This is a genomic window from Tenacibaculum amylolyticum (assembly GCF_964511145.1).
Taxonomy (GTDB): domain Bacteria; phylum Bacteroidota; class Bacteroidia; order Flavobacteriales; family Flavobacteriaceae; genus Polaribacter; species Polaribacter amylolyticum.
This window is the reverse complement of sequence record NZ_CAZEFZ010000026.1, coordinates 396,974-421,848: the sequence shown is the minus strand read 5'-3', so window position 1 is coordinate 421,848 and position 24,875 is coordinate 396,974. Positions and strand designations below refer to the sequence as shown.

The window sequence follows — 24,875 nt, the reverse complement described above, 5'->3', positions numbered from 1 at the left end:
CAACTTTAATGCTGTTTTTTCAATAATAATTGATTTTTATTAATAATTATTTAACGAGTTTGATTGCTTATGTATACAGTTCCTTTAGGTTTGAATTTAGAATATCCTATTCTAGAAGTAAAATCGTAAGAAGAATCTGTTACTTTGGTTATTTGAACGAAGATAGGGTCTTTATCTAAGTCTGTTTTTGGACTTTTCATACGTAAAGTATAAGCAAAGTTGTTCTTCCAATCGATATAGAGTGTATCAATTCGTTCAATATCTTTCTCAACTACACTAGTATCTGTAGAAACTGTTACATGTTTTGTATAATATTCTATTTGCAAACTATCTTTTCGTACAATAATTGTTTTACTGTAATTGTCTGCAGCTGGAATTTCAAAAGTTCCTTGCTTAAAACGTTTTGGGTCTCCTGAAGTTTGTACACTACAGGAAACCAAAAACATTAATATAGTTGATAAAAAAAAGATTTGTTTCATTAAATACCTGTATAATTAGATGGTGTAATTTGTTTTAATTCGTCTTTTATTTCATTAGATACTTCTAGTGTATCTATAAAATTAGCAATAGATTGCTGTGTTATTTTTTCGTTTGTACGTGTTAATCCTTTTAAAGCTTCATACGGATTAGGATATCCTTCTCTACGTAAAATGGTTTGAATAGCTTCAGCAGCAACAGCCCAATTATTTTCTAAATCTTGCTCGAACTTCTCTTTGTTTAATAATAGTTTATTTAAACCTTTTAACGTTGCTTTAAAAGCAATCATGGTATGACCAAAAGGAACTCCTATATTTCTTAAAACAGTACTATCTGTTAAATCTCGTTGCATTCTCGAAACAGGTAGCTTTCCTGCTAAATGTTCAAAAATAGCATTGGCAATACCTAAATTTCCTTCAGAGTTTTCAAAGTCTATAGGATTTACTTTATGAGGCATAGCAGAAGAGCCAACTTCGCCTTTTTTAATTTTTTGCTTAAAATAATCCATAGAAACATACGTCCAGATGTCTCTATCTAAATCTATTAAAATTGTATTGATACGTTTCATTGCATCAAACAAACTAGCCATATGATCGTAGTGCTCTATTTGAGTAGTAGGAAATGAATGATGTAAATCTAACGCTTCTTCCACAAATGAAGTTCCAAAAGATTTCCAATCTATATTTGGATAGGCAACTTTGTGTGCATTGTAATTTCCAGTAGCTCCTCCAAACTTAGCAGCATTAGGAATATGTTGTAAAAATAATACTTGCTGATTGATACGTTCTACAAAAACAAATAACTCTTTTCCTAATCGGGTAGGAGAGGCTGGTTGTCCATGAGTGCGCGCTAACATAGGAACATTTTCCCATTCTTCTGAAAGATCGGCTAGTTTAGAAGTTAAACTATCTAAAGTAGGAAAATACACTTCCTCTATAGCATCTTTAATAGATAAAGGGATTGCTGTATTATTTATATCTTGAGAAGTCAATCCAAAATGAATGAATTCTTTGTGTTCAGATAACTGTAAAGCATCAAATTGTTCTTTAATGAAATACTCTACTGCTTTTACATCATGATTAGTAACGCTTTCTATTTCTTTTACTTTTAGTGCGTCTTCAGTAGTAAAATTGGTGTAAATTTTTCGTAAATCAGTATAGATATTTTTATCGATACTAGCTAGCTGAGGAAGCGGGATTTCGCATAGTGCTATAAAATACTCTATTTCTACCTTAACTCTGTATTTTATTAAAGCTTCTTCCGAAAAGTAGTTGGTTAATTGATCTACTTTACTCCTATATCTTCCATCAATAGGAGAGATTGCGTTTAATGTTGTTAAACTCATATGTGTTTGTTGTGTTGAAACAACAAAAATAGAAAAACCTAAGAGTATTTTTCAGATATTTTCATAGGAATTTATCGGTATACTTTTCGTTTTTCAATTTTAACAGCTCCTTGTTTTTCAAGTTGTTTAATAGTTCTAATAACAGTTTCTACACGTAGCCCTAAAATATCTGAGATTTGTTGACGCGTATAGTCAATTTTTAAACTGAATTTACCAGATACTTTATATACATCATTCTTTAAATAATCGAAGAAACGCAAAATTCTATGCGCAGGTTCTTGACTAGAGATTTCTGAAGCAATAATTGCTTTATAGTATAATCTTTTAGCTAAGTTTTTAGTAATTTCTAAATGAATATCACTATGTATTTCAAGCAGTTCAAATAATTGTTGCTTAGGAAGTATGTATATGGAGCTATCTGCCAAAGTAACTGCATTCGCAGGATAATTAACATCTATAAATAAAGGAGGTTCTCCAAAACATTGTCCTTTATAGAAAACACCTTGAATGAATTCTTTACCATCATCGTTATAATTATTCATTTTTACAATACCGCTATCTATTTGATAGTAATTACGAGCAATATTATTTTCAGAAAAAATGATTTCATCTTTTTTAAACTCCTTTTTAATAGCGTTAAATTTTAGTAAAATATCTACAGGTATCATAATATGATTATGGTCATAAAGTAAAATTGAATTAAAGGTATACTTTTACAGTGTTAAATTGGCATTAGAATGCATAAAAAAGAAATACAAGATAGGGCTGATGTTTTTTTATTAGTATCTACTTTTTATGAAAAGATAAAAAGGGACGAAACTATAGGAGAATTTTTTACTAAAACAATTCCAGAAAGTGAATGGGACGATCATATAGAAAAGCTCACAGATTTCTGGGAAACCAATTTGTTTTTTGTAAGAAAGTTTAAAGGAAATCCAATTAAAGCGCATCGAGATGTAGATAGAAATTTCAATTTTAAGATTGGCCAAGAACATTTTGGACAATGGTTGTTTTTATGGTTTTTTACCATAGATGAACTTTTTATTGGAGAAAAAGCAAATCAAGCTAAAGAAAGAGCACGAAACATTGCTTCTATGCTCTTCTTTAAGTTATATGATGCTAAATTAAAGTAGCAGTAATAAGATTTGGTACAAGCTTAAAATAGTATTCCCTATAATACTAATAATTGCTGCCCAAACAATGTATTTAAACGGACCTTGTCCAAAGGCCGTTGCATTGGTTCCCATTGCTGTAACAGCAGAAAAAATTAAAATTCCTACAGATATCTCACCGTGAATAGCAAGCCCTACAGATACTGAAGCAATCATTGTACTTACCATAATTAATAAAATTGTAATACCAAGACTGTTTTCTTGCTCTTTTTGAATTTTATTATTTATCAAATCAAAAACAGTACTTTTTTTAGTATAAGTTACATTATCTAGCGTGGTGTTTTTTGTTGTGATCATAAGTATTAATTTTACCACAAAGTTATTTTTGATAGCGTTATTATTTTATGATTTTGATCATGTTTGAGAAAAAACAAGTTAAATAGTAGAACTATTTTTAAGGTTCTTTATATATTCACATTTAAAATATTTGCGTGTGCCAACACTTACACTTCTATATATCATTCTAGCAATACTATTTAGTGTTGTTATTGCATATTTTCAATACTTTTTTAAAGTAAAGAACACTCCTAAAAATCATATATTATTATTCAGTTTACGAGCAATAAGTATTTTTTTGTTGCTATTGTTATTTATTAATCCTAAAGTAAAGCTTCAAAAAACTGAGAACATTAAACCTAAATTATCTGTTTTGGTAGATAATTCTTTATCTACAACGTTTTTTAAAGAAAAAGATAGAGTTTTAGAATTAGTTAGAAGGTTTAAAGGATCTAATAAGTTAAATGATAAGTTTGATGTAAACTTTTTTGAATTTGGAAAAGATATTGATTTAACTTCAGCAGATAGCTTACAATTCAACGATTCTCATACGAATATTAACAAAGCAATTAAGTCTGTAAATAGTCTTTTTAAAGATGAAATTGCACCGATGATATTAATTTCTGATGGAAACCAAACAATTGGAGAAGATTATGAATATATAAATTCAAAGCAACCAATTTATCCTATTGTAATTGGAGGAACTGTTAAATACGATGATATTAAAATCTCTCAATTAAATGTAAATAAATACAGTTATTTAAATAATAAATTTCCAGTAGAAGCTTTTGTGTATTACGACGGAGATAAAGAAATTTCGCCAACGTTTACCATTTATAAATCAGGAAAAAAGGTTTTTACAAAGAAGATAGAGTTGTCTAAAGAAAAAAAGTCGGTAACGATTTTAACAAATCTACTTTCAGATAAAGAAGGGATAGATTATTACTCAGCAAGTATTAGTCAACTTCCAAACGAAAAAAACACAAGAAATAATACCAAAAGTTTTTCGGTAGAAGTAATAGATGAACAAAGTAAAGTATTGATTTTATCATCGATTCTTCACCCAGATTTAGGAGCTTTTAAAAATGCAATTGAAAGTAATAAACAAAGGAAAGTTACAATTGCCCAAATAAATTCTTTTAAAGGAGATTTAGAAGAGTATCAATTCGTGATTTTTTACCAACCAACCTTTTATTTTAAGTCGTTCTTAGAAAAGAGAACAGCGAATTTTTTAATCGTAACTGGAACAAAGACAGATTGGAATTTTATCAATTCGCTAAACTTAGGAATTCGTAAATCATATATCAATCAGTCAGAAAATTATAATGCAAGCTACAATCCTAATTATTTAACATTTATACAAGAAAACATAGGTTTTAATAGTTTCCCGCCTTTAAAAGACAAATTTGGAGCAGTAGACGCAGAAGGAAATCAAACATTATTATTTCAAAAGCTGCAAAATATAACCACTAATGAACCTCTTTTAGCTACTATTGAAAAAGGAGAACGTAAGTATGGAATGTTATTAGGCGAAGGAATTTGGAAGTGGAGAGCTTCTAGCTATATAAAAGAAAGCTCCTTTGAAGTTTTTGATGAATTTGTAAATAACTTGGTGCAATTTTTATCTTCTAATGAACAACGTAAACGTTTAGATGTTAAAATTGAGAATCTATACTTGGCTAACGAACCTATTACTATTTCAGCGCTGTATTTAGATAGTAATTTTAAATTTGATAATAGAGCTTCTATCCAAATTTCATTAATAAATAATGAAACAAAAGAAGAAAAGGTTATTCCGTTTTCGCTGATAAATAATTCTTATCAAGTTAAAATTGAAGGCTTATCACCAGGGGAATATAATTATCATATTACTGTAGAAGGTCAACCAATACAAAAGAAAGGTAAATTTAAAGTAGCAGATTTTCAAATTGAAGAACAATTTTCATATGCGAACACAAAGAAGTTAGCATCAATTGCGAATTCTTCTGAGGGAAAAATGTATTATCCTAACCAACAAGATGAATTTATTCAAGATTTAATTAAGAATGATGCATACGTTACCATCCAAAAATCTATAGAAAAAGAAGAAGATTTAATTCATTGGAAATGGATTTTGTTTCTTGTAATATCTTTACTAACTATAGAATGGTTTCTACGCAAATATCTTGGTAAAATATAATATGATGTTAGAACATTTTTTTCAATGCCCGTATTGTTGGGAAGAAATATCTATGTTATTAGATAAAAGTACTTCCGAAACATATATAGAAGACTGTGAGATTTGTTGTAATCCTATACAAATAACTACTGTATTTGTAAATAACGAACTAGTTAATTTTGAAGTAAAAAACATAGAGCAATAATGAGATTTCATACAAGAAAATGGGTAAAACCAGAAGATTTAAATCCAAATAAAACATTATTTGGAGGAAGATTATTACAATGGATTGATGAAGAATTAGCTTTATATGCTATCATTCAATTAGAGATTCCTAAAACCGTTACCAAATTTATGTCTGAAATAGATTTTGTAAGTTCTGCTAGGGAAGGAGATATAATTGAAATAGGTATTGATGTTGTAAAATTTGGAAGAACCTCAATTACGTTAAACTGTAAAGTGAGAAATAAACTAACACGAAAAGATATTATTACTATAGATAAAATTATTATGGTAAGTCTAGATGATCAAGGAAATCCTATTCCACATGGAAAAACAAAAATAGAATATGTAAAAGATAGATTAGGAAGTACTGATCAATAATTTTGATATTAGAAGAAGTTAAAAAGTCTTAAAAAAAAGTTAATTGACTTTCTTAAGCGTAACAGGAAAGTAAATCCAGCGTCTTATAGACAAATTACTTTCAGTAAGTTAGTGATTAGTTAGTTTTTGATAGTTGATTGAATAAAGCTCGAGAAGTATCTTCTCGAGCTTTTTCTATGTTTAACGAATTACTAATTTCTTAGTAATGCTTTTATTTTTATTAGAAAGTTGTAGTAAATAAATACCGCTTTTTAAACCAGTAATTTTAAACTCTTGAGACTTAAATTCTGGATTTGATTTGGTGTATATTTCTTTTCCTAAAATTGAAAAAATTCGAATACGAGAAACAGCTTCAGGATTTCCCTTAATAGTTATATTTCCTGAAAAAGAAGGATTAGGGTAAATTAATACTTTGCTTAAAGCTGTTACATCATTTACACTAGCAGTAGCCCATCTATCTTCAGCAGCTGGTCCCCCCCAAATTTGCGTAGCTAAGTTTGGATTGTCTATAAATGGATTTCTATTTCCTTGTGCATATGCATTAGCTGTATTTCCATGATAAGTATTACGGTTATCTTCAAACTGAGAAACAGGATCTTCTGCATTCCACTTTAAAAATAAATCAATCATTTCATCTGGTGTATTTAATTTACTTCCAACACCAACAGTAGAAGGTAAGCATTGATCTCCATAACGTACATACATATACATCATCATACGAGCTACATCTCCTTTCCATTCATCACCAGGAAACCAGCCATCATTAACTTTACCAGAAGTAGTTAAACCTTCACTTTCTGCAAAAGGAAAATTACTTCTGTCGCTATTTTGGGCTGGATCAGCAGGTCGTAAATGATGTGCATCTGCACCCGGACCAACTCTTCCTAAGTTTGGATCTCCTAAACTTCTAGGGAAAACGTGTTCTCTATTCCAGTCATTACTTGCTCCTCCATTATCGTTAATGCCTCTAGTTCTTGCTGTTTGACCAGAATCACTATAACCGTATATTAATAATACTTCATTAGCATTATCTGGATTAAAGTCGGTAGCTTTAGAGGCTTCCCAAACACCAGGAGTATAACTTAAAAAGTTCGTATGTGTCGCTGTAATTTTTGTAGCTAACTCATCTTTTAACGCAATGCCAGACTTAGTCAAGTCAACATCGTTATAATAGCTTTGTTGTGCCGATATGAATAATGAACCAGCAATTAAATATATGGAAAGTAGTTTTTTAATCATATTTAGTTGGTTTTTTCTAAAAGAGCCATATAAAATCCATCAAAACCAGAAACACTCGATAAGACCTTTTTATCAGATACAAAAGTAAAGCCTTTTCCTGATTCTGATGCTAAAAAAGTTTTAATTTGATCCTGATTTTCAGAAGGAAGCACAGAACAAGTGGCATATACTAACTTTCCTCCAGGCTTCACCATTTTAGAATAATTTTGTAAAACATCTTGCTGTACATTTCTAATATTATCTAAAAATTCAGGTTGTAATTTCCATTTACTATCTGGATTTCTACGAATAACACCTAAACCAGAACAAGGCGCGTCAATTAAAACTCTATCAGCTTTGTTGTATAGTTTTTTAATAGGTTTTGTAGAATCTATTACTTTAGTATCTATGTTATGCACATTATTTCTACGTGCTCTAACTTTTAGTTTTTTAAGTTTACTTTCATAGATATCCATAGCAACAATTTGCCCTTTATTTTGCATTAAAGAAGCTAAGTGTAACGTTTTACCACCAGCACCAGCACAAGTGTCTACCACTTTCATTCCAGGAGCTACTTGTAAATAATCAGCTACCAATTGAGAGGAAGCATCTTGCACTTCAAATAATCCTTTTTTAAAGCTTTCTGTTTTAAAAACATTGGCACGCTCTACTAACTTTAAAGCATCTGGGTATCCTTGTATGAATTCAGTATCAATACCTTCAGTTTTCAGCTTTTTTTGTAACTGTTCTTTAGTAGTATTCAATGTATTGGTGCGTAAAATAACTTCAGCTTGTTTATTTAAGGAAGCTATTTCTTTGGTCCAAGCTGCTTCTCCTAATTCAGCTACACCTATATTGTCAATCCAATCGGGAATAGATTCTCTAAACTTTCTAATTTTTGATAGCTCATCGAATTTTCCTTTAATACGACGTGTTGGAGTTGGTTCAATTTGATTCCAGTCTGGTAATTGAATACCACGTAAAACACACCATACAGAAAATAAGCGCCATAAATCTTGTCTAGAAAATGGCTCTTTTACATTTGCTATTTCAGCATATAAACGTTTCCAACGTACAATTTCATAAATAGTTTCAGCAACAAACTTACGATCGCGAGCACCCCATCTTTTATCTCTACGTAAAGCTGTTTCTACAGCTTTATCTGCATACACTCCTTCATTAAAGATGTCTCTAAGACTATCTATAACAGCAAAAACTAAGTTTCTATGTAACCTCATTCGTAATATTTAAGAGGGCAAAGATACTACGATTTATTGGCTTTTTGTATTTTCGTTATAAACATAAATGTGTGTTTGTAAAAAAAGTTGTTTTTGAAGGCATTTTTTGAGTAAGATTTAAAAACTAGAATAAGAATATAGAGGTATCTATGAATCTAAACCAACCTACTACTTATATTAAAGGAGTAAGCGTAGCGAGAGCAGAATTACTTTATAAAGAATTAAATGTAAAAACATGTAATGATTTATTGCATTTATTTCCGCATAGGTATATTGATAAAACACAATTTTATACTATTAATCAATTACAACAAAATACTGCTGAAGTTCAAATAGTAGGGAAAATAACGAATATAAAAACTGTGCAACAAAAACGCGGAAGTAGGTTAGTAGCTACTTTTACAGATGCTACTGGGCGCATGGAATTGGTTTGGTTTAAAGGAACAAAATGGATTAAAGATAGTTTAAAACCTAATACACCTTATGTAATTTATGGAAAGCTCAATTGGTTTAATGGAACGGCTAATATGGCGCATCCAGAAATGGAGTTAGTAACTGAATACAAAAAGAAACTACAGTCTGCAATGCAGCCAGTATATCCATCTACCGAAAAACTTACGAATAAAGGAGTAAGTAATAAAGTAATGCGCAGCATGATGCAAAATTTATTGCAACAAGCTTTTGAAAGTATAGAAGAGACTTTTTCGGAAACATTCAGAAATGAAAATCAATTACTACATAAAAAAGAAGCGCTATTAAATATACATTTTCCAAAAGGTCAAGAGTTACTAGCTAAAGCTCAATACCGATTAAAGTTTGAAGAGTTGTTCTTTATTCAGTTACAATTATTGGTGAAAAAGTTGATCAATAAATCGAAAATTAAAGGGTTTGTTTTTGAGAGTGTAGGAGAAAAATTTACAGATTTTTACCAAAACCATTTACCTTTTGATTTAACAAATGCTCAAAAGAGAGTATTGAAAGAAATCCGAAAAGATGTAGGTACAGGTGCACAAATGAATCGTTTGTTACAAGGAGATGTAGGTTCAGGAAAAACCATTGTAGGATTATTAGTAATGTTATTAGCTATCGATAATGGATATCAAGCTACAATTATGGCTCCCACCGAAATTTTAGCAACGCAGCATTACAATGGGATTAAAGAATTGTTAGAAAAGACAGATATTAATGTAGAGCTGTTAACAGGATCAACAAAAACTAAAAAAAGAAGAGAAATTCATGAAGGTTTACAAAATGGAAGTATACACATTTTAATAGGAACTCATGCTATTTTAGAAGATAAGGTGCAATTTCAAAAGTTAGGATTAGCTATTATAGATGAACAACATCGTTTTGGGGTAGCACAACGAAGTAAATTATGGCAAAAAAGTGCCGAATCTGGTGTGCCTCCTCATGTGTTGGTTATGACAGCAACACCTATACCTAGAACTTTAGCAATGTCTTTATATGGTGATTTGGACGTATCTGTAATAGATGAATTGCCTCCAGGAAGAAAAGAAGTAAAAACAGTACATAGGTATGATAGTCATCGCTTAGGGGTTTTTAGATTTTTAAAAGATGAAATTGAAAAAGGGCGACAAGTATATGTTGTATATCCATTAATTCAAGAATCTGAAGCTATGGATTATAAAGATTTAATGGATGGTTATGAAAGTATAGTAAGAGAATTTCCGTCACCTAAATATCAAATCAGTATTGTACATGGACAGATGAAACCAGCTGATAAGGATTATGAAATGGAGCGTTTTGTAAAAGGTGAAACGCAAATAATGGTTGCTACCACTGTTATCGAGGTAGGAGTAAATGTTCCAAACGCTTCCGTAATGGTTATCGAAAGTTCTGAACGTTTTGGATTGAGTCAATTACACCAATTACGAGGAAGAGTAGGACGAGGAGCAGAACAAAGTTTTTGTATTTTATTAACCAGTTTCAAATTATCGTCTGATGCAAAAACACGAATAAAAACAATGGTAGAAACTTCTGATGGTTTTAAAATAGCAGAAGTGGATTTAAAACTTCGTGGACCAGGAAATATTATGGGAACGCAGCAAAGTGGTATTTTAAATCTAAAAATTGCAGATGTAGTAAAAGACAGTCCAATTTTATTTACTGCTCGTCAAACTGCAATGAAATTACTAAGTGAGGATGCAGGTTTTACCAAACCAGAAAATAAGTTAATCTTAAAAAGATTAACATCGTTGCAACGATCTAGTGGAATTTGGAGTAACATTAGTTAATAAAAAAACTCCGCAATTGCGGAGTTTTTAGAATGATAATTTTACTAGATACTAGTTTGGTACGCATTGACCATAATACTGTCCGTAATTGCGAACGCAAGAAAAATCTCCTGGAAAAGAATATGGAATATTCTCCCAACAATCTCTACTTGTTCTACAAAGAAAGTTTGCATAGCCTCCATTAATAGACTTTTGTTCTTCTTTAGTTAACGGGGTACCTACATTTTTTAACATAATAGTGGTTTTTAAATTTATTTTGGTTGATTAATTTCTCTAAAAATACAAAAAAATAAATTTAAGATTTGTTTTTATTTAATTTTGTGTATGTTTTTTTGTTGAAATGGTAATTTTAGATGGTCTTGTCTGAGAAAAAATAAAAGATATTCAATATGGAAATAAAAAAACTCCACAATTTGCGGAGTTTTTAAATCATACATTTAATCTAGTCAGACTAGTTTGGTACACAATAACTATATAGTCCACGACGAACACAAGAAAAATCCCATGGTCCAGTATGTGGAAAAGCATTGACACAGTCTTGCCTTGTTCTACAAACTACAGCTTTATAGCCTCCATTAATAGATTTTTGTTGTTCTTTGGTTAACGGGGTACCTACATTTTTTAACATAATAGTGATTTTAAATTTATTTTGGGTTGTTAAATTTTTGATTAAATTATAAAAAAAATCATAATAAAATATGTTTTTTTTAAATTAATTTAGATTAAATACAGTTTTAAATTATAGTATAATAATAAAAGAATTTGACTATTTTGTAATTTAGCCTTTTTGTAGTTTAAGGTAATTTTAATGAAAAAAGAATGTTGTAATATTAATGAAGTTGTCCAAGAGTTTTACAACTATTTGAAATCTTATGTTTTAGGGAAAGTAAAAGACAAAAATTTAGCTGAAGATATAGTTCAAGAAGTAATGATAAAGCTTATTGAATCTCATCAGAAAGGAAAAGAAATAACGAATATTAAAGCTTGGTTATTTCAAGTAAGTAGAAATACAATGTACGATTATTATAAGCGTAATAATTTAGAATATAACTTAGATAATGATTGGAATTTAGAAGAAGCAATGGATACAGAACTTTCTAAAATACTGGTATCAGATTATGTGATTCCAATGATAGAACTTTTACCAAAAGATTATGCAACACCTTTACTATTAAATGATATTGATAAACTATCACAGAAAGAGATAGCTAAACAATTGAATTTAAAATTATCGGCAACAAAAATGCGCATCCAAAGAGGAAGAACAAAACTGAGAGAGCTCTTTGTTGAGTGTTGTGATATAGAATATGATAAGAAAGGTAACTTTATCGGATGCTCCATAAAGAATTCTTGTACCCCATTGTTAAAAACACAAGAAGAACTCATTCAAAAATCTAAGGAAGAATAATTCAGATACTTCAAACTATTACAAGATTCTTGTGTCTTTTCAAGATTTTTAAAGACTTCATAATTTATAACAATATATTATGGAATTTTTAATTTTAGTATTAACCGTTTACGGTATTTCTGCAATTGTAATTATTAGCACAATTTTTGCACCACTTCGAGATTTTGCAGAAAGAATAAGTCCCAATTTTTTAAGTCCTTTGGTAAACTGTATGCAGTGTTTCCCTTTTTGGGCAGGGATTTTTGTTTCTTTTGTTTTTGTAGCACCGCTAAGAGTAAACAATCCTTTATTTTCTGAAGGAGTAAACTCGTTTTTTACCTATTTATTTTCAGGGGCATTGTTTAGTGGCACAACATTATTAATACATGTGCTCTTTGTTTATATAATGGGAGAAAAATGGGATAAACTTCAAGAAATGGAAAGAGAAAGAAAAATAAAAAATGGAACAATAAAAGAAAGCAAATAGTAAGTTTTTCAAAAATAATTCAAAAACCTTGTGTCTTTTTGCTATCGATTTCAGACTTCATAGAAAGTTTAATATTTAAAACAAATCTTATGATAACTGAAGTTAAAATTTTACACTCATCTTGTTGTGGAACTGGTTCTCCAATTAAAGCACATATCGAAAAAGTTGCTAAAGAGAACAATATAGAAGTACATATTGAAGAGCTTTCCGATTTAAAAGACACAATGGTTTATGGTACTATGGTTTTTCCTTCAATTGTAGTGAAAGGAAAGGTATATGACTATAAGAAATATCTGACAGAAGAAAAGCTATTATCCATTTTATAACTAATTCAGAATGGAAAAACTAACACAATTCTTATCTGGAATAGCAGATTACTTAGTATATGACTTGTTTGGATTAGCAAAAGGAGTTTTGTTTAGTAATGCACTTCATTACTTTCTAATAGGTTTTACTGAGATTGTTATTTTGGTTGTTCTAGTAACTTATTTTATGGGGATTATCACAAGTTATTTACCCATGGATAAGATTCGAGTATACTTAGAGAAGAACAAAAAATCGGGATTAGGAAACATTTTGGCTTCTATATTAGGGGCCATAACACCTTTTTGTTCTTGTTCTTCTATACCTCTTTTTGTAGGAATGATGCAAGCTCGAATTCCATTAGGAATCGCTTTATCTTTTTTAATTACTTCACCATTAGTAAATGAAATTGCTATTGCAATTTTTTGGGTTTCCTATGGTTGGAAAGTTACTGTTATTTATGTGGCTTCTGGAATTGTACTAGGAGTAGTAGGAGGAATTTTATTAGAAAAAATGGGCATGGCGAAATACGTGGCAGACTGGATAAAAGAATTAGGAGAAAACCATGCAGAAGCAGCAAAAGATAATAGAGGCTTTTTACAGCGTTTGCCAGAGATTAATAGTGAAGCTTTAAAAACATTGAAAAAGTTAATCCCGTATATTTTTATTGGTTTAGCAATAGGAGCTTTTATTCATGGTTATGTACCGCAATCTTTTTTCGAAAAATACATTTCTAAATCAAATCCTTTTGCAGTTCCTATTGCAGTAATATTAGCTATTCCATTATATATAGATGCAGTTGGAGTATTACCAATTATTGAATCTTTAGTAGCAAAAGGAGTACCACTAGGAACAGCTATAGCTTTTATGATGGCTTCTATCGGACTATCATTTCCAGAAGCCTTACTGTTAAAAAAGGTAATGCAACGAAAATTGATTATTGCATTTTTTACGACAATAGGTCTCGGAATGATCATTTCAGGCTTTTTCTTTAATCTAATTTTTTAATCTATCAAAACAATATATGAAATCACTTTTATCATCTATTAGTGCAGTATTTGTAGCTATGGCAGCTTGTACTTGTTGTATTGGGCCATTAATGGCATTAGCTGGAGCGTTAGGTGTAAGTGCCTCACAATTGGTGTGGTTATCTAGCGTGAAAAATTATTTAATAGCATTTAGTTTGCTAGCTATCAGTTACAATTTATACAGAGCGTATTATCCTAAAAAAGAACAAGAATGCTGCGATACAAGTCAGTATGAAGCATTATCTAAACTAAATGAAAAGGAAAAAAAAGCAGTGTCTTTTTTTCAATCTAAAACCTTTTTGTGGAGCGTAGCAATTCTAACAATCATCATTTTAATAGCACCTTATTTATTCAATTAAAAAAAACATAAAGTATGAAACAATTTAAAATAATAACATTAGCTGTTTTTGGCGTTTTACTATTAACTTCTTGTGAAGGAAGGAGTCAGGCTAAAAAAGAAACAACAATAAAAAAAGAAACATCAGCAACTTCAAATGCTTTGGTTCAGAAACAGTATAAACTGAGTGGATTTAAACAATCTTGTTGTACAGGTATTGTAGAATATTCTTTAAAAGAAACCAAAGGATACGTTAAATCTAAAGCAGATGTAAGTAAACAATTACTTACTGTTTGGTATGATAAAAACAAATGTAATGAGAGTGCTATTAAAAAAGCAATCAATAAAACACCTTATAAAATTATAGAATAACTATAGTTTTAAAAGAAAGCAGTAAAGAATATAAAAGGTGTTTTAGTTCTTTGCTGCTACTTTTATATGTAAAATTAACTAAGTACAGCAGTTAACCATTCTTCAGGATTTTCCAACATAGGGAAATGACCTGTATTTTTAATAGATAATAACGTATTATTCGGAATTTCATCACTTAATACTTCTGCGATTTTAAATACAGCTACAGGATCATTTTTTGCCCAAACTATTTTTGTAGGAATATCAATTTCTTTTAAAGCACCAATCCAACGATTCCAGAAAAAGTAACGCTCGTTAATGTAGTTGGAAATTAAATGAATAACTTTTCTACCATTGTTATATAATAACTGTTCCCACATGTATCTTAATTCATCTTTACTTACAGTTTGCTTGTTATGAAAAACATTACGCATGTTTTTAGCAAAAATAGGGTAGTTTGTTAGCTTAGTTACGTGTTTACCTAAAAGCTTATTTTTAAGAAGTTTTTGTATCAAACGTAATTGAGACAATTCAATATGCATACTGCCATTACATAAAGTCAACTTTTCAATATGAATAGTAAGTTGGTTCTTTTGATATCGTGCTAAGATTTCAGTAGCAACACTTGTTCCATAATCATGGGCAAGTAAGGTAATTGTAGTCAATCCTAATTGTTTCCATAAAGCTAAAGCAATATCAGCTTGTTCTACAAGAGAATACGAATAATCAATAGGTTTGTCTGAAAAACCAAAGCCTAAATGATCGTGGATAATTACTCTATACCGTTTCGTAAGTGTATCTAGTACTTTGTAATAATCAAAAGAAGAAGTAGGATACCCATGAAGTATAACCATTGTTTGCTCATGATTTCCTTCATCAATCACAAAAACTTGTCTTCCAAATATTTCGATAAAAGTACCTCTGTTTTTCCACTCGTTGGCTGTCATATTGTTTCAAAATTGTTATTACAATGTAGTGAATTTTATGTAGTTTTGATATAGTTTAAAATCTTTCCGCTATTTATTTTATAAACGTCATATTACCCATACCAATACAAAAAACATTTACGTATTCGGTAACGAAAGAAGAGGCAGCATTCTTAAAAAAAGGAATGCGTGTTGCTGTGTCGTTTGGAAAAACAAAAATGTATGCAGCTTTGGTGTTAAATATTCATCAAACACCACCTGAACTCTATGAAGCAAAAGAAATACATCAGATTTTAGATGAGCAACCTATTGTAAATGAACATCAGTTAAAACATTGGCAATGGATTTCAAGTTACTACATGTGCGCTTTAGGAGATGTGTATAGAGCAGCGGTACCTTCAGCCTTTTTATTAGAAAGTGAAACCATTATCTATAAAAATGAAAATTTCGAAGACACAGATATCTTAACAGATGAGGAGTTTTTGATTTTTGAAGCTTTACAAAGGCAATCGCAACTAACCATTCATGAGATAACCAATATATTAGGAAAGAAAAAGATATTTCCAACGGTTAATCAATTAATAGATAAATCGGTTATTTACATTCGTGAAGAAATTTATGAAACCTACAAGCCGAAATTGGTTAAATATGTGCGTTTGCATAAAGATTATGAAGAAGAAGATGGTTTGAAAGATTTATTAGCTCAATTATCTAGAGCGAAAAAGCAACGAGATGCTGTCTTAACTTTTTTTCAATTAAAAACAGAACGTAAGCCAATAAAAGCAAAAACGTTGATTGAAAAATCAGGAGTTTCAGCACCAGTGATTAAGTCTTTAGTTGATAAAAATATCTTCGAGTTTTATCATATTCAAACAGATAGAGTACAATTTAAAGGTGAAGAAAATGAATTAAAAACGCTAAATGAATTTCAAGAGAAAGCGTTAAAAGAAATAAAGGAAAGTTTTTCTAATCAAGATATTACTTTATTACATGGTGTTACGAGTTCTGGAAAAACAGAGGTATACACAAAGTTAATTAAAGAAGTGCTAGCTGAAGGAAAGCAAGTATTATTTATGCTGCCTGAAATAGCTTTAACTACACAGATTATAACCAGGTTACAGAACTATTTCGGAAATCAAATTTCTGTTTTTCATTCAAAATATTCTGTAAATGAACGTGTAGAAGTATGGAATAATGTATTAGAGCATAAAACAAAAGCACAAATTATTTTAGGAGCACGTTCAACGATCTTTTTACCGTTTGCTAATTTAGGATTGATTGTTGTAGACGAAGAGCATGAGGTTTCTTATAAACAATTTGAGCCTTCTCCAAGGTATAATGCAAGAGATGCTGCGGTTGTGTTAGGGAAATTGCACAATGCGAAAGTATTATTAGGATCTGCAACACCTTCGTTAGAAACAAAGTTCAACGCAGACCAAGGAAAGTATGGACTAGTAAACCTTAAAAGACGTCATGGAAATATTCAATTACCAAAAATTGAATTGATTAATGTAAAGGAGAAAAGACGTAAAAAAGAAATGGTAGGCCATTTTTCAGATCGTTTAATTCAAATGATTAATGAAGCCATGGAAGAAAAAGAACAAGTGATTTTGTTCCAAAATAGACGTGGTTTTTCTCCTATTGTAGAATGTACTACTTGCGGAAACTCACCGCAATGCCCAAATTGTGATGTAAGTCTTACATATCATAAATATAATAACCAATTAAAATGTCATTATTGTCATTATCAAAGAGCAATGCCAAATAGTTGCGGAGCTTGTGGTAGTGCTTCTTTAGATACGAAAGGATTTGGAACCGAACAAATAGAATTAGAATTAAAAGAGTTATTTCCGAATTATAATATTGGCCGTATGGATTCTGATACTACACGAGGTAAATTTGGATATCAGAAGATTATAGAAGCTTTTGAAACGCAAGAAATAGATATTTTAGTAGGAACACAAATGTTATCTAAAGGGTTAGATTTTGAAAATGTTTCTTTAGTTGGAATATTGAGTGCAGATACCATGTTGAATTATCCTGATTTTCGAGCGCATGAACGTGCATTCCAATTAATGGTACAAGTAGCAGGAAGAGCAGGACGTTCTAAAAAACAAGGAAAAGTTGCAATTCAATCGTACAATCCATATCACCAAATATTACAACAGGTTTCTACAAATAATTATGAGGAAATGTATAAAGAACAGCTACAAGATCGTTGGCAATATCATTATCCTCCATATTACCGATTGATTAAAATCACATTAAAACATAAAGATTATGTACGTGTAAATGATGGAATTAATTGGTTAGCTAGAGCAATGCAAAATGTATTTCGAGAGAACGTTTTAGGGCCTACAGAGCCTGCAGTGGCTAGAGTTAGAAACCAATACATTAAGAATTTAATGTTAAAAATTCCTCCAAAACAATCGTTGGTAAAAACAAAAGAACAACTTCAAAAAATAAGAAACACTTTTGAAGCCATTAAAGAGTTTAGACCTATCCGTTTTATTATAGATGTAGATGCTTATTAATAAACTTACTTTGCTTTTTAAATTAAAAAATAATAACAAAGTATTATTGTTAACATGAAGAATATAATCTTAAAAAGCCGTCCGATTAATATATTTCTTTTAAGCTCTTTCTCATTATAAAAAGCTTTATAAGGTTTTTTACCGAAGACTAATAAATATCGTAAAATAGCTCCAAAAAATTCAGAGGAGTGCTTCTCGCTATTTTCAACATAATATACCGGAAGTTGTTTTTTCTCTTTCTTTACCATACTTTTATAAATATAGCTACTGATATGTAGTAAAATCTTTTAAAATGTTACAAAAAATAGCAAGCAATAGAAGTTATTTTGTCAGATTGATTACGTTTCTTGACGAGGTTTCTAATTTTACATCTTTTACCATAATTCTAGTATCCAAAAAATTACGCTTAGGATAATAGGTTACTATATAACGAATTCCATATAATTGAAACACCTGGTCTAGCCTCTTTTTTTGCACAAAAGCAACTTCTTTTTCTTTTTTATATTCAAAATAAGGCCCAGTTCCTTTGCCAATTAAGATAATGCCAACACAAAACAGTATTATTAAAATTGGAATACAATAATATCCATATGGACCATATTTAGTCAAAATATCATAAGGCTTTATATAATGTTGATAGTATAGGTAGTCAGCATATAAAACTAATATTCCAATTATAGGCCAAAAGATAATATTTAGGTAGATCGTAAGTCTTGATTCATTAAGCTCTTTATATTTTTGAGAAATGGATGTTGTTTTTTCTATTGCTATAGTATTGAATAGTTTTTTAGAACAGGTTCTACTAAACGCAGGCGGTAAATTATTCAAGCTACAAATTATGCCTTTTTGAATATAAGCTTCTTGGTATTCGCACAATCTACAGTGATCTGTATTTTTTATCATAACAATTTTTTATAGCATTTATTCTAAATATCTTTATCTCAAATTTAAACTAAAATCCATGAATTTCGAAAAAGAATACGATCTAATCTGCGTAGGAGGTGGAATAATGAGCGCAAACTTAGCCTTATTAGCAAAATTGTTAGAGCCAAGTTTAAAGATTTTAATTTTAGAGCGATTAGATAAAGTAGCACAAGAAAGTTCTGCAGCATGGAATAATGCAGGAACAGGACATTCTGCATTGTGTGAATTGAATTATTGCCCAAAACAAGAAGATGGAACAATTTCTATAGAAAAGGCAATTTCTATTTGTCAGCAATTCGAAATTTCAAAACAATTATGGAGCTTTTTAACTGAAAAAGAACTGATTAAAAATCCTAATAATTTTGTGATGCCTGTAAAACATCATAGTTGGGTAACAGGAGAAGAGAATAGTGAATACTTAGAAGAACGTTTTAAAACGATGAAAGAACATTTTATGTTCTCTGCTATAGATTTTACTAGAGATAAGAAAAAGATGGCAGAATGGTTTCCGTTAATCATGGAAAATAGAGAAGAAGATGAAGTTATGGCGGCTTCTAGAATGGATAGAGGAACAGAAGTAAACTATGGTACTTTAACTAAACAATTATTTACGATACTAGAAGAAGAATTTGATACACCTGTGTATTGTAATGAAGAAGTGTTAGATGTAGATCCAGATCATGAAATTGATTGGACAGTGGAAGTAAAGAATACCAAAACAGGAAAGAAACATAATATAGATGCAAAGCATGTTTTTATAGGTGCTGGAGGAGGAAGTTTATTGCTTTTACAGAAAGTAGAAATGGAAGAGAAAGAGGGGTATGGAGGCTTTCCAGTAAGTGGAGAATGGTTGGTGTGTAATAATGAAGAAATTATAAAGCAACATAATGCTAAAGTATATAGTAAAGCAGGAATTGGTGACCCACCAATGTCTACACCGCATTTAGATACGCGATATATAGATGGTAAAAAGTCATTGTTATTTGGACCTTTTGCAGGATTTAGTCCTAAGTTTTTAAAAGAAGGAACGAACTTAGATTTATTCAAATCGATAAAGCTGGATAATATCTCACCAATGTTAGGTGCTTTTTGGCATAATTTACCTCTAACAAAATACTTAGTACATCAGGTTTTAATGAACAAAGACGATCGTATGGAAGCTTTAAGAAAGTTTATAAAGAATGCAAAAAGTGAAGATTGGGATGTCGTAAAAGCCGGACAACGTGTGCAAATCATTAAGAAAGATCATTATGAAGGAGGTGTATTGCGATTTGGTACGGAAGTAATCAGTAGTAAAAATGGAACTGTTACCTGTTTGTTAGGAGCTTCTCCTGGCGCTTCTACGGCAACTGCAATTATGTTAGAGGTATTAGAAAAGGCGTTTCCAGAACTTTTACAAACTGCAGAAGGCAAAGAAAAATTAAAAGAAATAATACCTTTTTATAATCAAGAAGTGACAGAAGAGTTGTTTACAACAGAATTGAAAAGAGTAAAAGAGATACTAAATTTATAAAACCTACAATTGTTATGAGAATTCGAAATAGTTTAACAATCGTACTTACATTATTGGTATTTATACAACTTTGGAGTGTAAACACAAATAACTATCAAGATGTCGTACAAGATAGTGTACAACATACCGTAAAACGGAATCCGCCTTCTAAATTTATTCCACCAAAGTATACCAAAAACGTAGCAGTTTATAAAGTAGGCAACGTACCCAATCCAAAAGATGGAGTAGCCAATGGTTTTATATCTGATCCAAATGGTTATATCTCAGCTGAAGAAACATATAAATTGAATACGATTCTATGGGAGATAGAGGAAAAAACTACGGCACAGATAGCAGTTGTAATACTTAAAAGTATTGGAGAGGAAGTACCAAAAGACTTTGCAGTAAAACTTTTTGAAAAGTGGAAAATAGGACAAGCAGAAAAAGATAATGGACTGTTAATTTTGACTGTTATAGATCAAAGGAGGACTGAATTTGAAGTAGGTTATGGATTAGAGTCAATTCTAACCGATTTAATTTGCCATAGAATAGGTACAGATGATATTGTGCCTAATTTCAAAAAAGGAGCATTTGGAGCAGGGTTGATTGCTGCTGTACATAGTGTAAAGAGAATTATTGAAACTCCAGAAGCTATAGAAGAAGTGTTTACGCAAGATATTCAATATGAAAGAGAAGAGCCAGCTACTTATGTAAGTTTAGAGTCAAGAAATACAAACCTTATTTTTTATGGATTACTTGCTTTTTACGTATTATTGACTTGGATTTTTATTCATGAAGATAAAGAGAAGGTAAATGCAATAGATCGTAGCAAAGAGGATTTTTATGATAAATACAATGATTTACTCACGCTAAAAAGTAGTAGTGGATGTTTATCATATCTAATTTTTTTCCTATTTCCTGTTTCAGCAATATTCTACTACATAGCTCGTAAAAAGAAACTTAAAAAATATAGATACGCCCCAAGATTTAGCCGAGTAAGAGGAGAGGAATTGTTCTTGAAGAAGAATTGGGAAGAAGCACAATTTTTAAAGCAGGGAGAAGTCTTAGAAGAAGAATTAAAGTCATATGAATATGATGTGTGGACAACAATCGATGAAGAAGATATTTTAATTTTAAAATACAAAGGTTCTAGTAGGAAATACTCAAATTGTTCTAAATGTGGATTTAAAACTTATGGTTTAGTAAGAACTGTAATATTGGAAAGCGCTACATATACAAGTAGTGGTGAAAAAGAAAAAATTTATGAATGTAAAAATTGCCATTATACACACTCAGAAATTGTTACAATACCTAAGTTAGAAAGAGAAACGGAAAGTTCTTCGTTTGGTTCGTCAGGTAGTTTTTCTTCTGGAGGAAGTAGTTTTGGAGGTTCTTCATCAAGTTCAAGCTGGGGAGGTGGAAGTTCTGGTGGAGGTGGAGCAGGAGTAAGTTGGTAATTTTTCAATCACTCAAACTAATTGAAATCTGTTTGTATTGAAAAGTCAGTTTTCAGTTTTTTTCCCCATAATAAGCTTATTAAGACGAGTATCCATAAAAATAATTCATCGAAGAAAGTTTTGATAAATAATTTCATGGAATTTAAATGTCAATAATGATATGAAAGTGCTAGAATTTAATTCCTGAATAGTCAATTGATTTTTTATGTTAAAAATGAATTCTTAAAATTATGTTAAGTGTTGTTAGTTAGTTATTTAGGGCTATTTTCCTATTGTGGTTAAAGGTATTTAAACCTATATTTATAATGTAAAAATTGAATAACAGCACTTAATATAGACATTTTCTTTCCCCCGATGATTACATCAATTATGTATGTAGCTTTAAACCTTCTAATAAAAAATTAGGAGGTTTTTTGTTTTTACAGGCAACCTTTTTTAAAAGCTTGTAGTCTATATATTTGTAAGAGGACAAAAAACATCCATTGAAGATTATTTCATTACATACAAAATCACAATTGCAACGCAAAAAAGCAATGCAAGGAAATAGAGAAGCGCAAGAAGAAATTTTTAACGAATTCTCTCCTAAAATGCTTGGTGTATGCAGACAGTATGTAAAAGACATGTATCATGCAGAAGATTTAATGTTACAAGGGTTTTTAAAAGTCTTTAAAAACTTACACAAGTTCAAAAACGAAGGAAGTTTTGAAGGCTGGGTACGAAAAATAATGGTGAATACTTGTATAACTTATTTAAGAAAGAAAACACCATTAGAATTTACAGATGAAGAATACCATTTCAATAATACAACTGTAGAGAATATAGAAAATACTTCTGTAGAAGATATTCAAAGATTAATAGATTTATTACCAGACGGATATAAAATGGTTTTTAATTTATATGCTATTGAAGGATACAAACACTCGGAAATAGCAGAAAAACTATCCATATCAGAAAGTACATCAAAATCACAGTTATTTAAAGCACGTAAATGGTTGCAAGCAAATTATATTAAAATGAACAGGATTAAAGATGCAGACAAATAATTTCGAAAAACATTTAGTTGAAAAACTAAAAAATAGAACAGTAACACCTTCAGAGTCTGCTTGGGAACGATTAAGCGCCCAATTAGATGAAGAAGAAGGTAAAAACAAAAAGAAGAAATTCTTTTACTTAGGATATGCAGCAAGTATATTAGTTGTAGTTACTTTAGGTATTTTATTCACTCAAAGGAAAGAGCAAGAGCCAATAAAGAGCAATAAGCATATTCTAATAACTAATGTAGACACGACTGATAGTAAAGTAAAAGAAGAGAAAACAATCAAAGAAAAAATAACTGTAGAAAAAGGCATTGCAGATAATGTAATACAACAAGAAAGCAAAACAAGAAAAAAGTTAGTTGTTATAAAAGAAGATACAAAGAAGCAAATAGTATTAGAAGAACAGCCTATAAAAAGTGAAGCACAAAAAGAGGTTGTAAAAGAGGAAGAACTAAAGGAGAAAATTATTCCTAAGAAGTATAAAACACCTAAGAGAATACGTGTAAATGCAGACGATTTACTATATGCCGTAACACATTCACCAGAAGAAGTAAAAGTGTATTATGCGAAATACAATATCAACAGAAAAAATGTATTAGATACTATTCAAAAGCAATTGCGAAAATCTAACTTAAAAATAGATCCAGAAGTGATTCTTGCAGAAGTAGAAAACTCTATAGAAGAAGCAGATTTTCAAGAAAACTTTATGAATAAATTTAAATCAAAGCTATCGGATGTTATTGTTGCCATTGCAGATAGAAATAATTAAAAGAATAAAAACGAATTATCGATAATTAAGCTCACCAAACCATAAATCACGTTTAATTTTAAAATCTAAGAAAATGATAAGAATACTACTAATTATAGTACTTCTATGTACTACTTATGCCCAAGCTCAAAAAAGGACATTTGAAGCTGAAGTAAGAAAAATAGCCAATAAAATTGAGAAAATAACAAAACAAGAAAAAGATAGCTTAAAAAAGAAAGTTAAAGAGATAAACCTAAAACTAGATAAAGGAGAAATAACAGCTGAGGAGGCAACAAAATTAAAGAAAGAAGTTGCCCAAATCCATGCAGCTAATATAGAAGATAGAGTAAGTGAACAAGAGTTGAGGTTACAGCAATTAGTTCAAGATAAAACAAATGGTAAACTAGCTAGTAACGATGAATATGAATCTGGAACCATATTTTCTATTGGAGACAGAGAATTTAGGTTTGTTTTAGGCGATAATGACAAAAAGTGGAAAAAATGGAAACGAAGAAATAAACGTACCACTTCTCAATTTGTATTTGCTTTGGGGGTAAACAATGTTTTAGTAAATAATGATTTAGGATCTTTAAACGATTCTCAATACAAATTTTGGCAATCGCACTTTTATGAATTAGGATTCACGTTAAAAACACGTTTCTCAAAAGAGCCTTCTAAAACATATTTTAAATACGGAGTTTCTTTTTTATGGAATAATTTAAGAGCGGAAAACAACTTATATCATCAAGTAAATGGAAACAGTACAGATTTAGTAACCTTTCCAGAAACATTATCAGAAAGTAGATTACGTCATGTACAAATGATTTTTCCAATGCACTTAGAGTTCGATTTTTCTGAGAATAAAAAATATGACGATGGATTTGTAAGAGATAGAACTCATAAAGGAATTCGATTTGGATTAGGAGGATTCTTTGGTTTTAAATTAGGAACAAGACAATACTTAGAATACGTAAATAGTTCAGGAGTAAGAATAGAAGAGGTACAAAAAAACTCATTCAATACAAATACATTAAACTACGGATTAAGTACATATTTTGCTTACAGAGGATGTGGATTATATGTTAAATATGATTTGAATCCATTATTTAAGAATACAGATAT

The 24,875-nt window shown here is 30.3% G+C and carries 26 protein-coding genes; 16 read left to right on the top strand and 10 right to left on the bottom strand.

From position 1 onward, the window contains the following. Window positions 1–50: 50 nt before the first annotated feature. The 3 genes from ACKTTC_RS10210 to ACKTTC_RS10200 form a co-directional block, all read right to left on the bottom strand. Window positions 51–479 (bottom strand): hypothetical protein, encoded by a 429-nt coding sequence (locus ACKTTC_RS10210; protein WP_408039718.1) that lies wholly within the window; start codon window positions 477–479, stop codon window positions 51–53. After that, window positions 479–1,822: an adenylosuccinate lyase gene (gene purB, locus ACKTTC_RS10205; RefSeq protein WP_408039717.1), complete on the bottom strand. Its 1,344-nt coding sequence runs from the start codon at window positions 1,820–1,822 to the stop codon at window positions 479–481. Before purB ends, ACKTTC_RS10210 begins: the two co-directional genes overlap by 1 nt. Before the next feature lie 71 nt (window positions 1,823–1,893). After that, complete coding sequence (locus tag ACKTTC_RS10200) at window positions 1,894–2,490, bottom strand: Crp/Fnr family transcriptional regulator (protein ID WP_408039716.1); 597 nt, start codon at window positions 2,488–2,490, stop codon at window positions 1,894–1,896. Between the two features lie 69 nt (window positions 2,491–2,559). Between ACKTTC_RS10200 and ACKTTC_RS10195 the strand changes: the two genes are divergently transcribed. Next, window positions 2,560–2,955 carry a group III truncated hemoglobin gene (locus ACKTTC_RS10195; RefSeq protein WP_408039715.1) on the top strand — a complete coding sequence of 132 codons (396 nt, stop codon included), beginning with the start codon at window positions 2,560–2,562 and terminating at the stop codon, window positions 2,953–2,955. On the opposite strand, the gene ACKTTC_RS10190 is transcribed toward ACKTTC_RS10195, so the two are convergent. Continuing rightward, a complete protein-coding gene (locus tag ACKTTC_RS10190) occupies window positions 2,947–3,291 on the bottom strand; it encodes a hypothetical protein (RefSeq protein WP_408039714.1) in 345 nt (114 codons plus the stop codon). The genes ACKTTC_RS10195 and ACKTTC_RS10190 overlap by 9 nt on opposite strands. Window positions 3,292–3,427: 136 nt before the next feature. Between ACKTTC_RS10190 and ACKTTC_RS10185 the strand changes: the two genes are divergently transcribed. The 3 genes from ACKTTC_RS10185 to ACKTTC_RS10175 are packed head-to-tail and all read left to right on the top strand — an operon-like array spanning window position 3,428 to window position 6,031. Further along, entirely contained in the window at window positions 3,428–5,449 is a 2,022-nt protein-coding gene (locus tag ACKTTC_RS10185) for a VWA domain-containing protein (protein ID WP_408039713.1), read from the top strand. Window positions 5,450–5,453: 4 nt separating this feature from the next. Next, a complete protein-coding gene (locus ACKTTC_RS10180; protein WP_408039712.1) occupies window positions 5,454–5,633 on the top strand; it encodes a CPXCG motif-containing cysteine-rich protein in 180 nt (59 codons plus the stop codon). After that, window positions 5,633–6,031, top strand: coding sequence for an acyl-CoA thioesterase (locus ACKTTC_RS10175; RefSeq protein ID WP_408039711.1), 399 nt, complete (start codon window positions 5,633–5,635; stop codon window positions 6,029–6,031). The genes ACKTTC_RS10180 and ACKTTC_RS10175 overlap by 1 nt, the downstream gene beginning before the upstream one ends. 180 nt (window positions 6,032–6,211) lie before the next feature. Here the strand turns inward: ACKTTC_RS10175 and ACKTTC_RS10170 are convergent, their stop codons facing one another. Beyond that, window positions 6,212–7,270 (bottom strand): endonuclease, encoded by a 1,059-nt coding sequence (locus ACKTTC_RS10170; RefSeq protein WP_408039710.1) that lies wholly within the window; start codon window positions 7,268–7,270, stop codon window positions 6,212–6,214. 2 nt (window positions 7,271–7,272) lie between these two features. Beyond that, complete coding sequence (locus ACKTTC_RS10165; RefSeq protein WP_408039709.1) at window positions 7,273–8,487, bottom strand: RsmB/NOP family class I SAM-dependent RNA methyltransferase; 1,215 nt, start codon at window positions 8,485–8,487, stop codon at window positions 7,273–7,275. A 149-nt stretch (window positions 8,488–8,636) separates the two neighbouring features. On the opposite strand from ACKTTC_RS10165, the gene recG reads away from it, so the two are divergent. After that, window positions 8,637–10,742 (top strand): ATP-dependent DNA helicase RecG, encoded by a 2,106-nt coding sequence (recG, locus tag ACKTTC_RS10160; protein ID WP_408039708.1) that lies wholly within the window; start codon window positions 8,637–8,639, stop codon window positions 10,740–10,742. A gap of 51 nt (window positions 10,743–10,793) precedes the next feature. Here the strand turns inward: recG and ACKTTC_RS10155 are convergent, their stop codons facing one another. Together ACKTTC_RS10155 and ACKTTC_RS10150 are read right to left on the bottom strand one after the other, a co-directional pair. Next, a complete protein-coding gene (locus ACKTTC_RS10155; protein ID WP_408039707.1) occupies window positions 10,794–10,976 on the bottom strand; it encodes a hypothetical protein in 183 nt (60 codons plus the stop codon). Window positions 10,977–11,193: 217 nt separating this feature from the next. Further along, the gene (locus ACKTTC_RS10150; protein ID WP_408039706.1) at window positions 11,194–11,370 is read right to left on the bottom strand and encodes a hypothetical protein; all 177 of its coding nucleotides are present in this window, start codon (window positions 11,368–11,370) and stop codon (window positions 11,194–11,196) included. Between the two features lie 180 nt (window positions 11,371–11,550). On the opposite strand from ACKTTC_RS10150, the gene ACKTTC_RS10145 reads away from it, so the two are divergent. The 6 genes from ACKTTC_RS10145 to ACKTTC_RS10120 all read left to right on the top strand — a co-directional run bounded on the left by ACKTTC_RS10145 (window position 11,551) and on the right by ACKTTC_RS10120 (window position 14,656). Next, complete coding sequence (locus ACKTTC_RS10145; RefSeq protein ID WP_408039705.1) at window positions 11,551–12,150, top strand: sigma-70 family RNA polymerase sigma factor; 600 nt, start codon at window positions 11,551–11,553, stop codon at window positions 12,148–12,150. Between the two features lie 79 nt (window positions 12,151–12,229). Further along, the gene (locus ACKTTC_RS10140; RefSeq protein ID WP_408039704.1) at window positions 12,230–12,616 is read left to right on the top strand and encodes a hypothetical protein; all 387 of its coding nucleotides are present in this window, start codon (window positions 12,230–12,232) and stop codon (window positions 12,614–12,616) included. 89 nt (window positions 12,617–12,705) lie between these two features. Beyond that, window positions 12,706–12,942 (top strand): thioredoxin family protein, encoded by a 237-nt coding sequence (locus ACKTTC_RS10135; protein ID WP_408039703.1) that lies wholly within the window; start codon window positions 12,706–12,708, stop codon window positions 12,940–12,942. A gap of 10 nt (window positions 12,943–12,952) precedes the next feature. Beyond that, window positions 12,953–13,927, top strand: coding sequence for a permease (locus ACKTTC_RS10130; protein WP_408039702.1), 975 nt, complete (start codon window positions 12,953–12,955; stop codon window positions 13,925–13,927). 16 nt (window positions 13,928–13,943) lie between these two features. Then, window positions 13,944–14,306, top strand: coding sequence for a hypothetical protein (locus ACKTTC_RS10125; RefSeq protein WP_408039701.1), 363 nt, complete (start codon window positions 13,944–13,946; stop codon window positions 14,304–14,306). Window positions 14,307–14,320: 14 nt separating this feature from the next. Continuing rightward, on the top strand, window positions 14,321–14,656 hold the full coding sequence (locus ACKTTC_RS10120) for a hypothetical protein (protein WP_408039700.1): 336 nt from the start codon (window positions 14,321–14,323) through the stop codon (window positions 14,654–14,656). A 74-nt stretch (window positions 14,657–14,730) separates the two neighbouring features. On the opposite strand, the gene ACKTTC_RS10115 is transcribed toward ACKTTC_RS10120, so the two are convergent. Further along, entirely contained in the window at window positions 14,731–15,582 is an 852-nt protein-coding gene (locus ACKTTC_RS10115) for an alpha/beta fold hydrolase (protein WP_408039699.1), read from the bottom strand. Window positions 15,583–15,653: 71 nt separating this feature from the next. Between ACKTTC_RS10115 and priA the strand changes: the two genes are divergently transcribed. Further along, complete coding sequence (gene priA, locus ACKTTC_RS10110; protein ID WP_456243510.1) at window positions 15,654–18,095, top strand: replication restart helicase PriA; 2,442 nt, start codon at window positions 15,654–15,656, stop codon at window positions 18,093–18,095. Between the two features lie 321 nt (window positions 18,096–18,416). Here priA and ACKTTC_RS10105 read toward each other — a convergent pair whose 3' ends face one another. Beyond that, window positions 18,417–18,998 (bottom strand): hypothetical protein, encoded by a 582-nt coding sequence (locus tag ACKTTC_RS10105; protein ID WP_408039698.1) that lies wholly within the window; start codon window positions 18,996–18,998, stop codon window positions 18,417–18,419. Between the two features lie 58 nt (window positions 18,999–19,056). On the opposite strand from ACKTTC_RS10105, the gene mqo reads away from it, so the two are divergent. From mqo to ACKTTC_RS10085, 4 genes are all read left to right on the top strand, one after another. Then, the gene (mqo, locus tag ACKTTC_RS10100; RefSeq protein WP_408039697.1) at window positions 19,057–20,532 is read left to right on the top strand and encodes a malate dehydrogenase (quinone); all 1,476 of its coding nucleotides are present in this window, start codon (window positions 19,057–19,059) and stop codon (window positions 20,530–20,532) included. 14 nt (window positions 20,533–20,546) lie between these two features. Further along, the gene (locus ACKTTC_RS10095) at window positions 20,547–21,968 is read left to right on the top strand and encodes a TPM domain-containing protein (protein ID WP_408039696.1); all 1,422 of its coding nucleotides are present in this window, start codon (window positions 20,547–20,549) and stop codon (window positions 21,966–21,968) included. A gap of 482 nt (window positions 21,969–22,450) precedes the next feature. After that, on the top strand, window positions 22,451–23,011 hold the full coding sequence (locus tag ACKTTC_RS10090; protein ID WP_408039695.1) for an RNA polymerase sigma factor: 561 nt from the start codon (window positions 22,451–22,453) through the stop codon (window positions 23,009–23,011). Then, complete coding sequence (locus ACKTTC_RS10085) at window positions 22,998–23,774, top strand: hypothetical protein (protein ID WP_408039694.1); 777 nt, start codon at window positions 22,998–23,000, stop codon at window positions 23,772–23,774. Before ACKTTC_RS10090 ends, ACKTTC_RS10085 begins: the two co-directional genes overlap by 14 nt. The last annotated feature ends 1,101 nt before the right edge of the window (window positions 23,775–24,875 follow it).

What these genes read in the sequence shown, in the direction of transcription:
- ACKTTC_RS10125 (WP_408039701.1), top strand. Translation starts at nt 13,944, where the DNA reads ATGAAATCACTTTTATCATCTATTAGTGCAGTATTTGTAGCTATGGCA.
- ACKTTC_RS10120 (WP_408039700.1), top strand. Translation starts at nt 14,321, where the DNA reads ATGAAACAATTTAAAATAATAACATTAGCTGTTTTTGGCGTTTTACTA.
- ACKTTC_RS10170 (WP_408039710.1), bottom strand. Translation starts at nt 7,270, where the DNA reads ATGATTAAAAAACTACTTTCCATATATTTAATTGCTGGTTCATTATTC.
- ACKTTC_RS10175 (WP_408039711.1), top strand. Translation starts at nt 5,633, where the DNA reads ATGAGATTTCATACAAGAAAATGGGTAAAACCAGAAGATTTAAATCCA.
- ACKTTC_RS10095 (WP_408039696.1), top strand. Translation starts at nt 20,547, where the DNA reads ATGAGAATTCGAAATAGTTTAACAATCGTACTTACATTATTGGTATTT.
- mqo (WP_408039697.1), top strand. Translation starts at nt 19,057, where the DNA reads ATGAATTTCGAAAAAGAATACGATCTAATCTGCGTAGGAGGTGGAATA.
- ACKTTC_RS10145 (WP_408039705.1), top strand. Translation starts at nt 11,551, where the DNA reads ATGAAAAAAGAATGTTGTAATATTAATGAAGTTGTCCAAGAGTTTTAC.
- ACKTTC_RS10140 (WP_408039704.1), top strand. Translation starts at nt 12,230, where the DNA reads ATGGAATTTTTAATTTTAGTATTAACCGTTTACGGTATTTCTGCAATT.
- ACKTTC_RS10155 (WP_408039707.1), bottom strand. Translation starts at nt 10,976, where the DNA reads ATGTTAAAAAATGTAGGTACCCCGTTAACTAAAGAAGAACAAAAGTCT.
- ACKTTC_RS10200 (WP_408039716.1), bottom strand. Translation starts at nt 2,490, where the DNA reads ATGATACCTGTAGATATTTTACTAAAATTTAACGCTATTAAAAAGGAG.
- recG (WP_408039708.1), top strand. Translation starts at nt 8,637, where the DNA reads ATGAATCTAAACCAACCTACTACTTATATTAAAGGAGTAAGCGTAGCG.
- purB (WP_408039717.1), bottom strand. Translation starts at nt 1,822, where the DNA reads ATGAGTTTAACAACATTAAACGCAATCTCTCCTATTGATGGAAGATAT.
- ACKTTC_RS10210 (WP_408039718.1), bottom strand. Translation starts at nt 479, where the DNA reads ATGAAACAAATCTTTTTTTTATCAACTATATTAATGTTTTTGGTTTCC.
- ACKTTC_RS10135 (WP_408039703.1), top strand. Translation starts at nt 12,706, where the DNA reads ATGATAACTGAAGTTAAAATTTTACACTCATCTTGTTGTGGAACTGGT.
- ACKTTC_RS10105 (WP_408039698.1), bottom strand. Translation starts at nt 18,998, where the DNA reads ATGATAAAAAATACAGATCACTGTAGATTGTGCGAATACCAAGAAGCT.
- ACKTTC_RS10115 (WP_408039699.1), bottom strand. Translation starts at nt 15,582, where the DNA reads ATGACAGCCAACGAGTGGAAAAACAGAGGTACTTTTATCGAAATATTT.
- ACKTTC_RS10180 (WP_408039712.1), top strand. Translation starts at nt 5,454, where the DNA reads ATGTTAGAACATTTTTTTCAATGCCCGTATTGTTGGGAAGAAATATCT.
- ACKTTC_RS10130 (WP_408039702.1), top strand. Translation starts at nt 12,953, where the DNA reads ATGGAAAAACTAACACAATTCTTATCTGGAATAGCAGATTACTTAGTA.
- ACKTTC_RS10085 (WP_408039694.1), top strand. Translation starts at nt 22,998, where the DNA reads ATGCAGACAAATAATTTCGAAAAACATTTAGTTGAAAAACTAAAAAAT.
- ACKTTC_RS10190 (WP_408039714.1), bottom strand. Translation starts at nt 3,291, where the DNA reads ATGATCACAACAAAAAACACCACGCTAGATAATGTAACTTATACTAAA.
- ACKTTC_RS10195 (WP_408039715.1), top strand. Translation starts at nt 2,560, where the DNA reads ATGCATAAAAAAGAAATACAAGATAGGGCTGATGTTTTTTTATTAGTA.
- ACKTTC_RS10150 (WP_408039706.1), bottom strand. Translation starts at nt 11,370, where the DNA reads ATGTTAAAAAATGTAGGTACCCCGTTAACCAAAGAACAACAAAAATCT.
- ACKTTC_RS10165 (WP_408039709.1), bottom strand. Translation starts at nt 8,487, where the DNA reads ATGAGGTTACATAGAAACTTAGTTTTTGCTGTTATAGATAGTCTTAGA.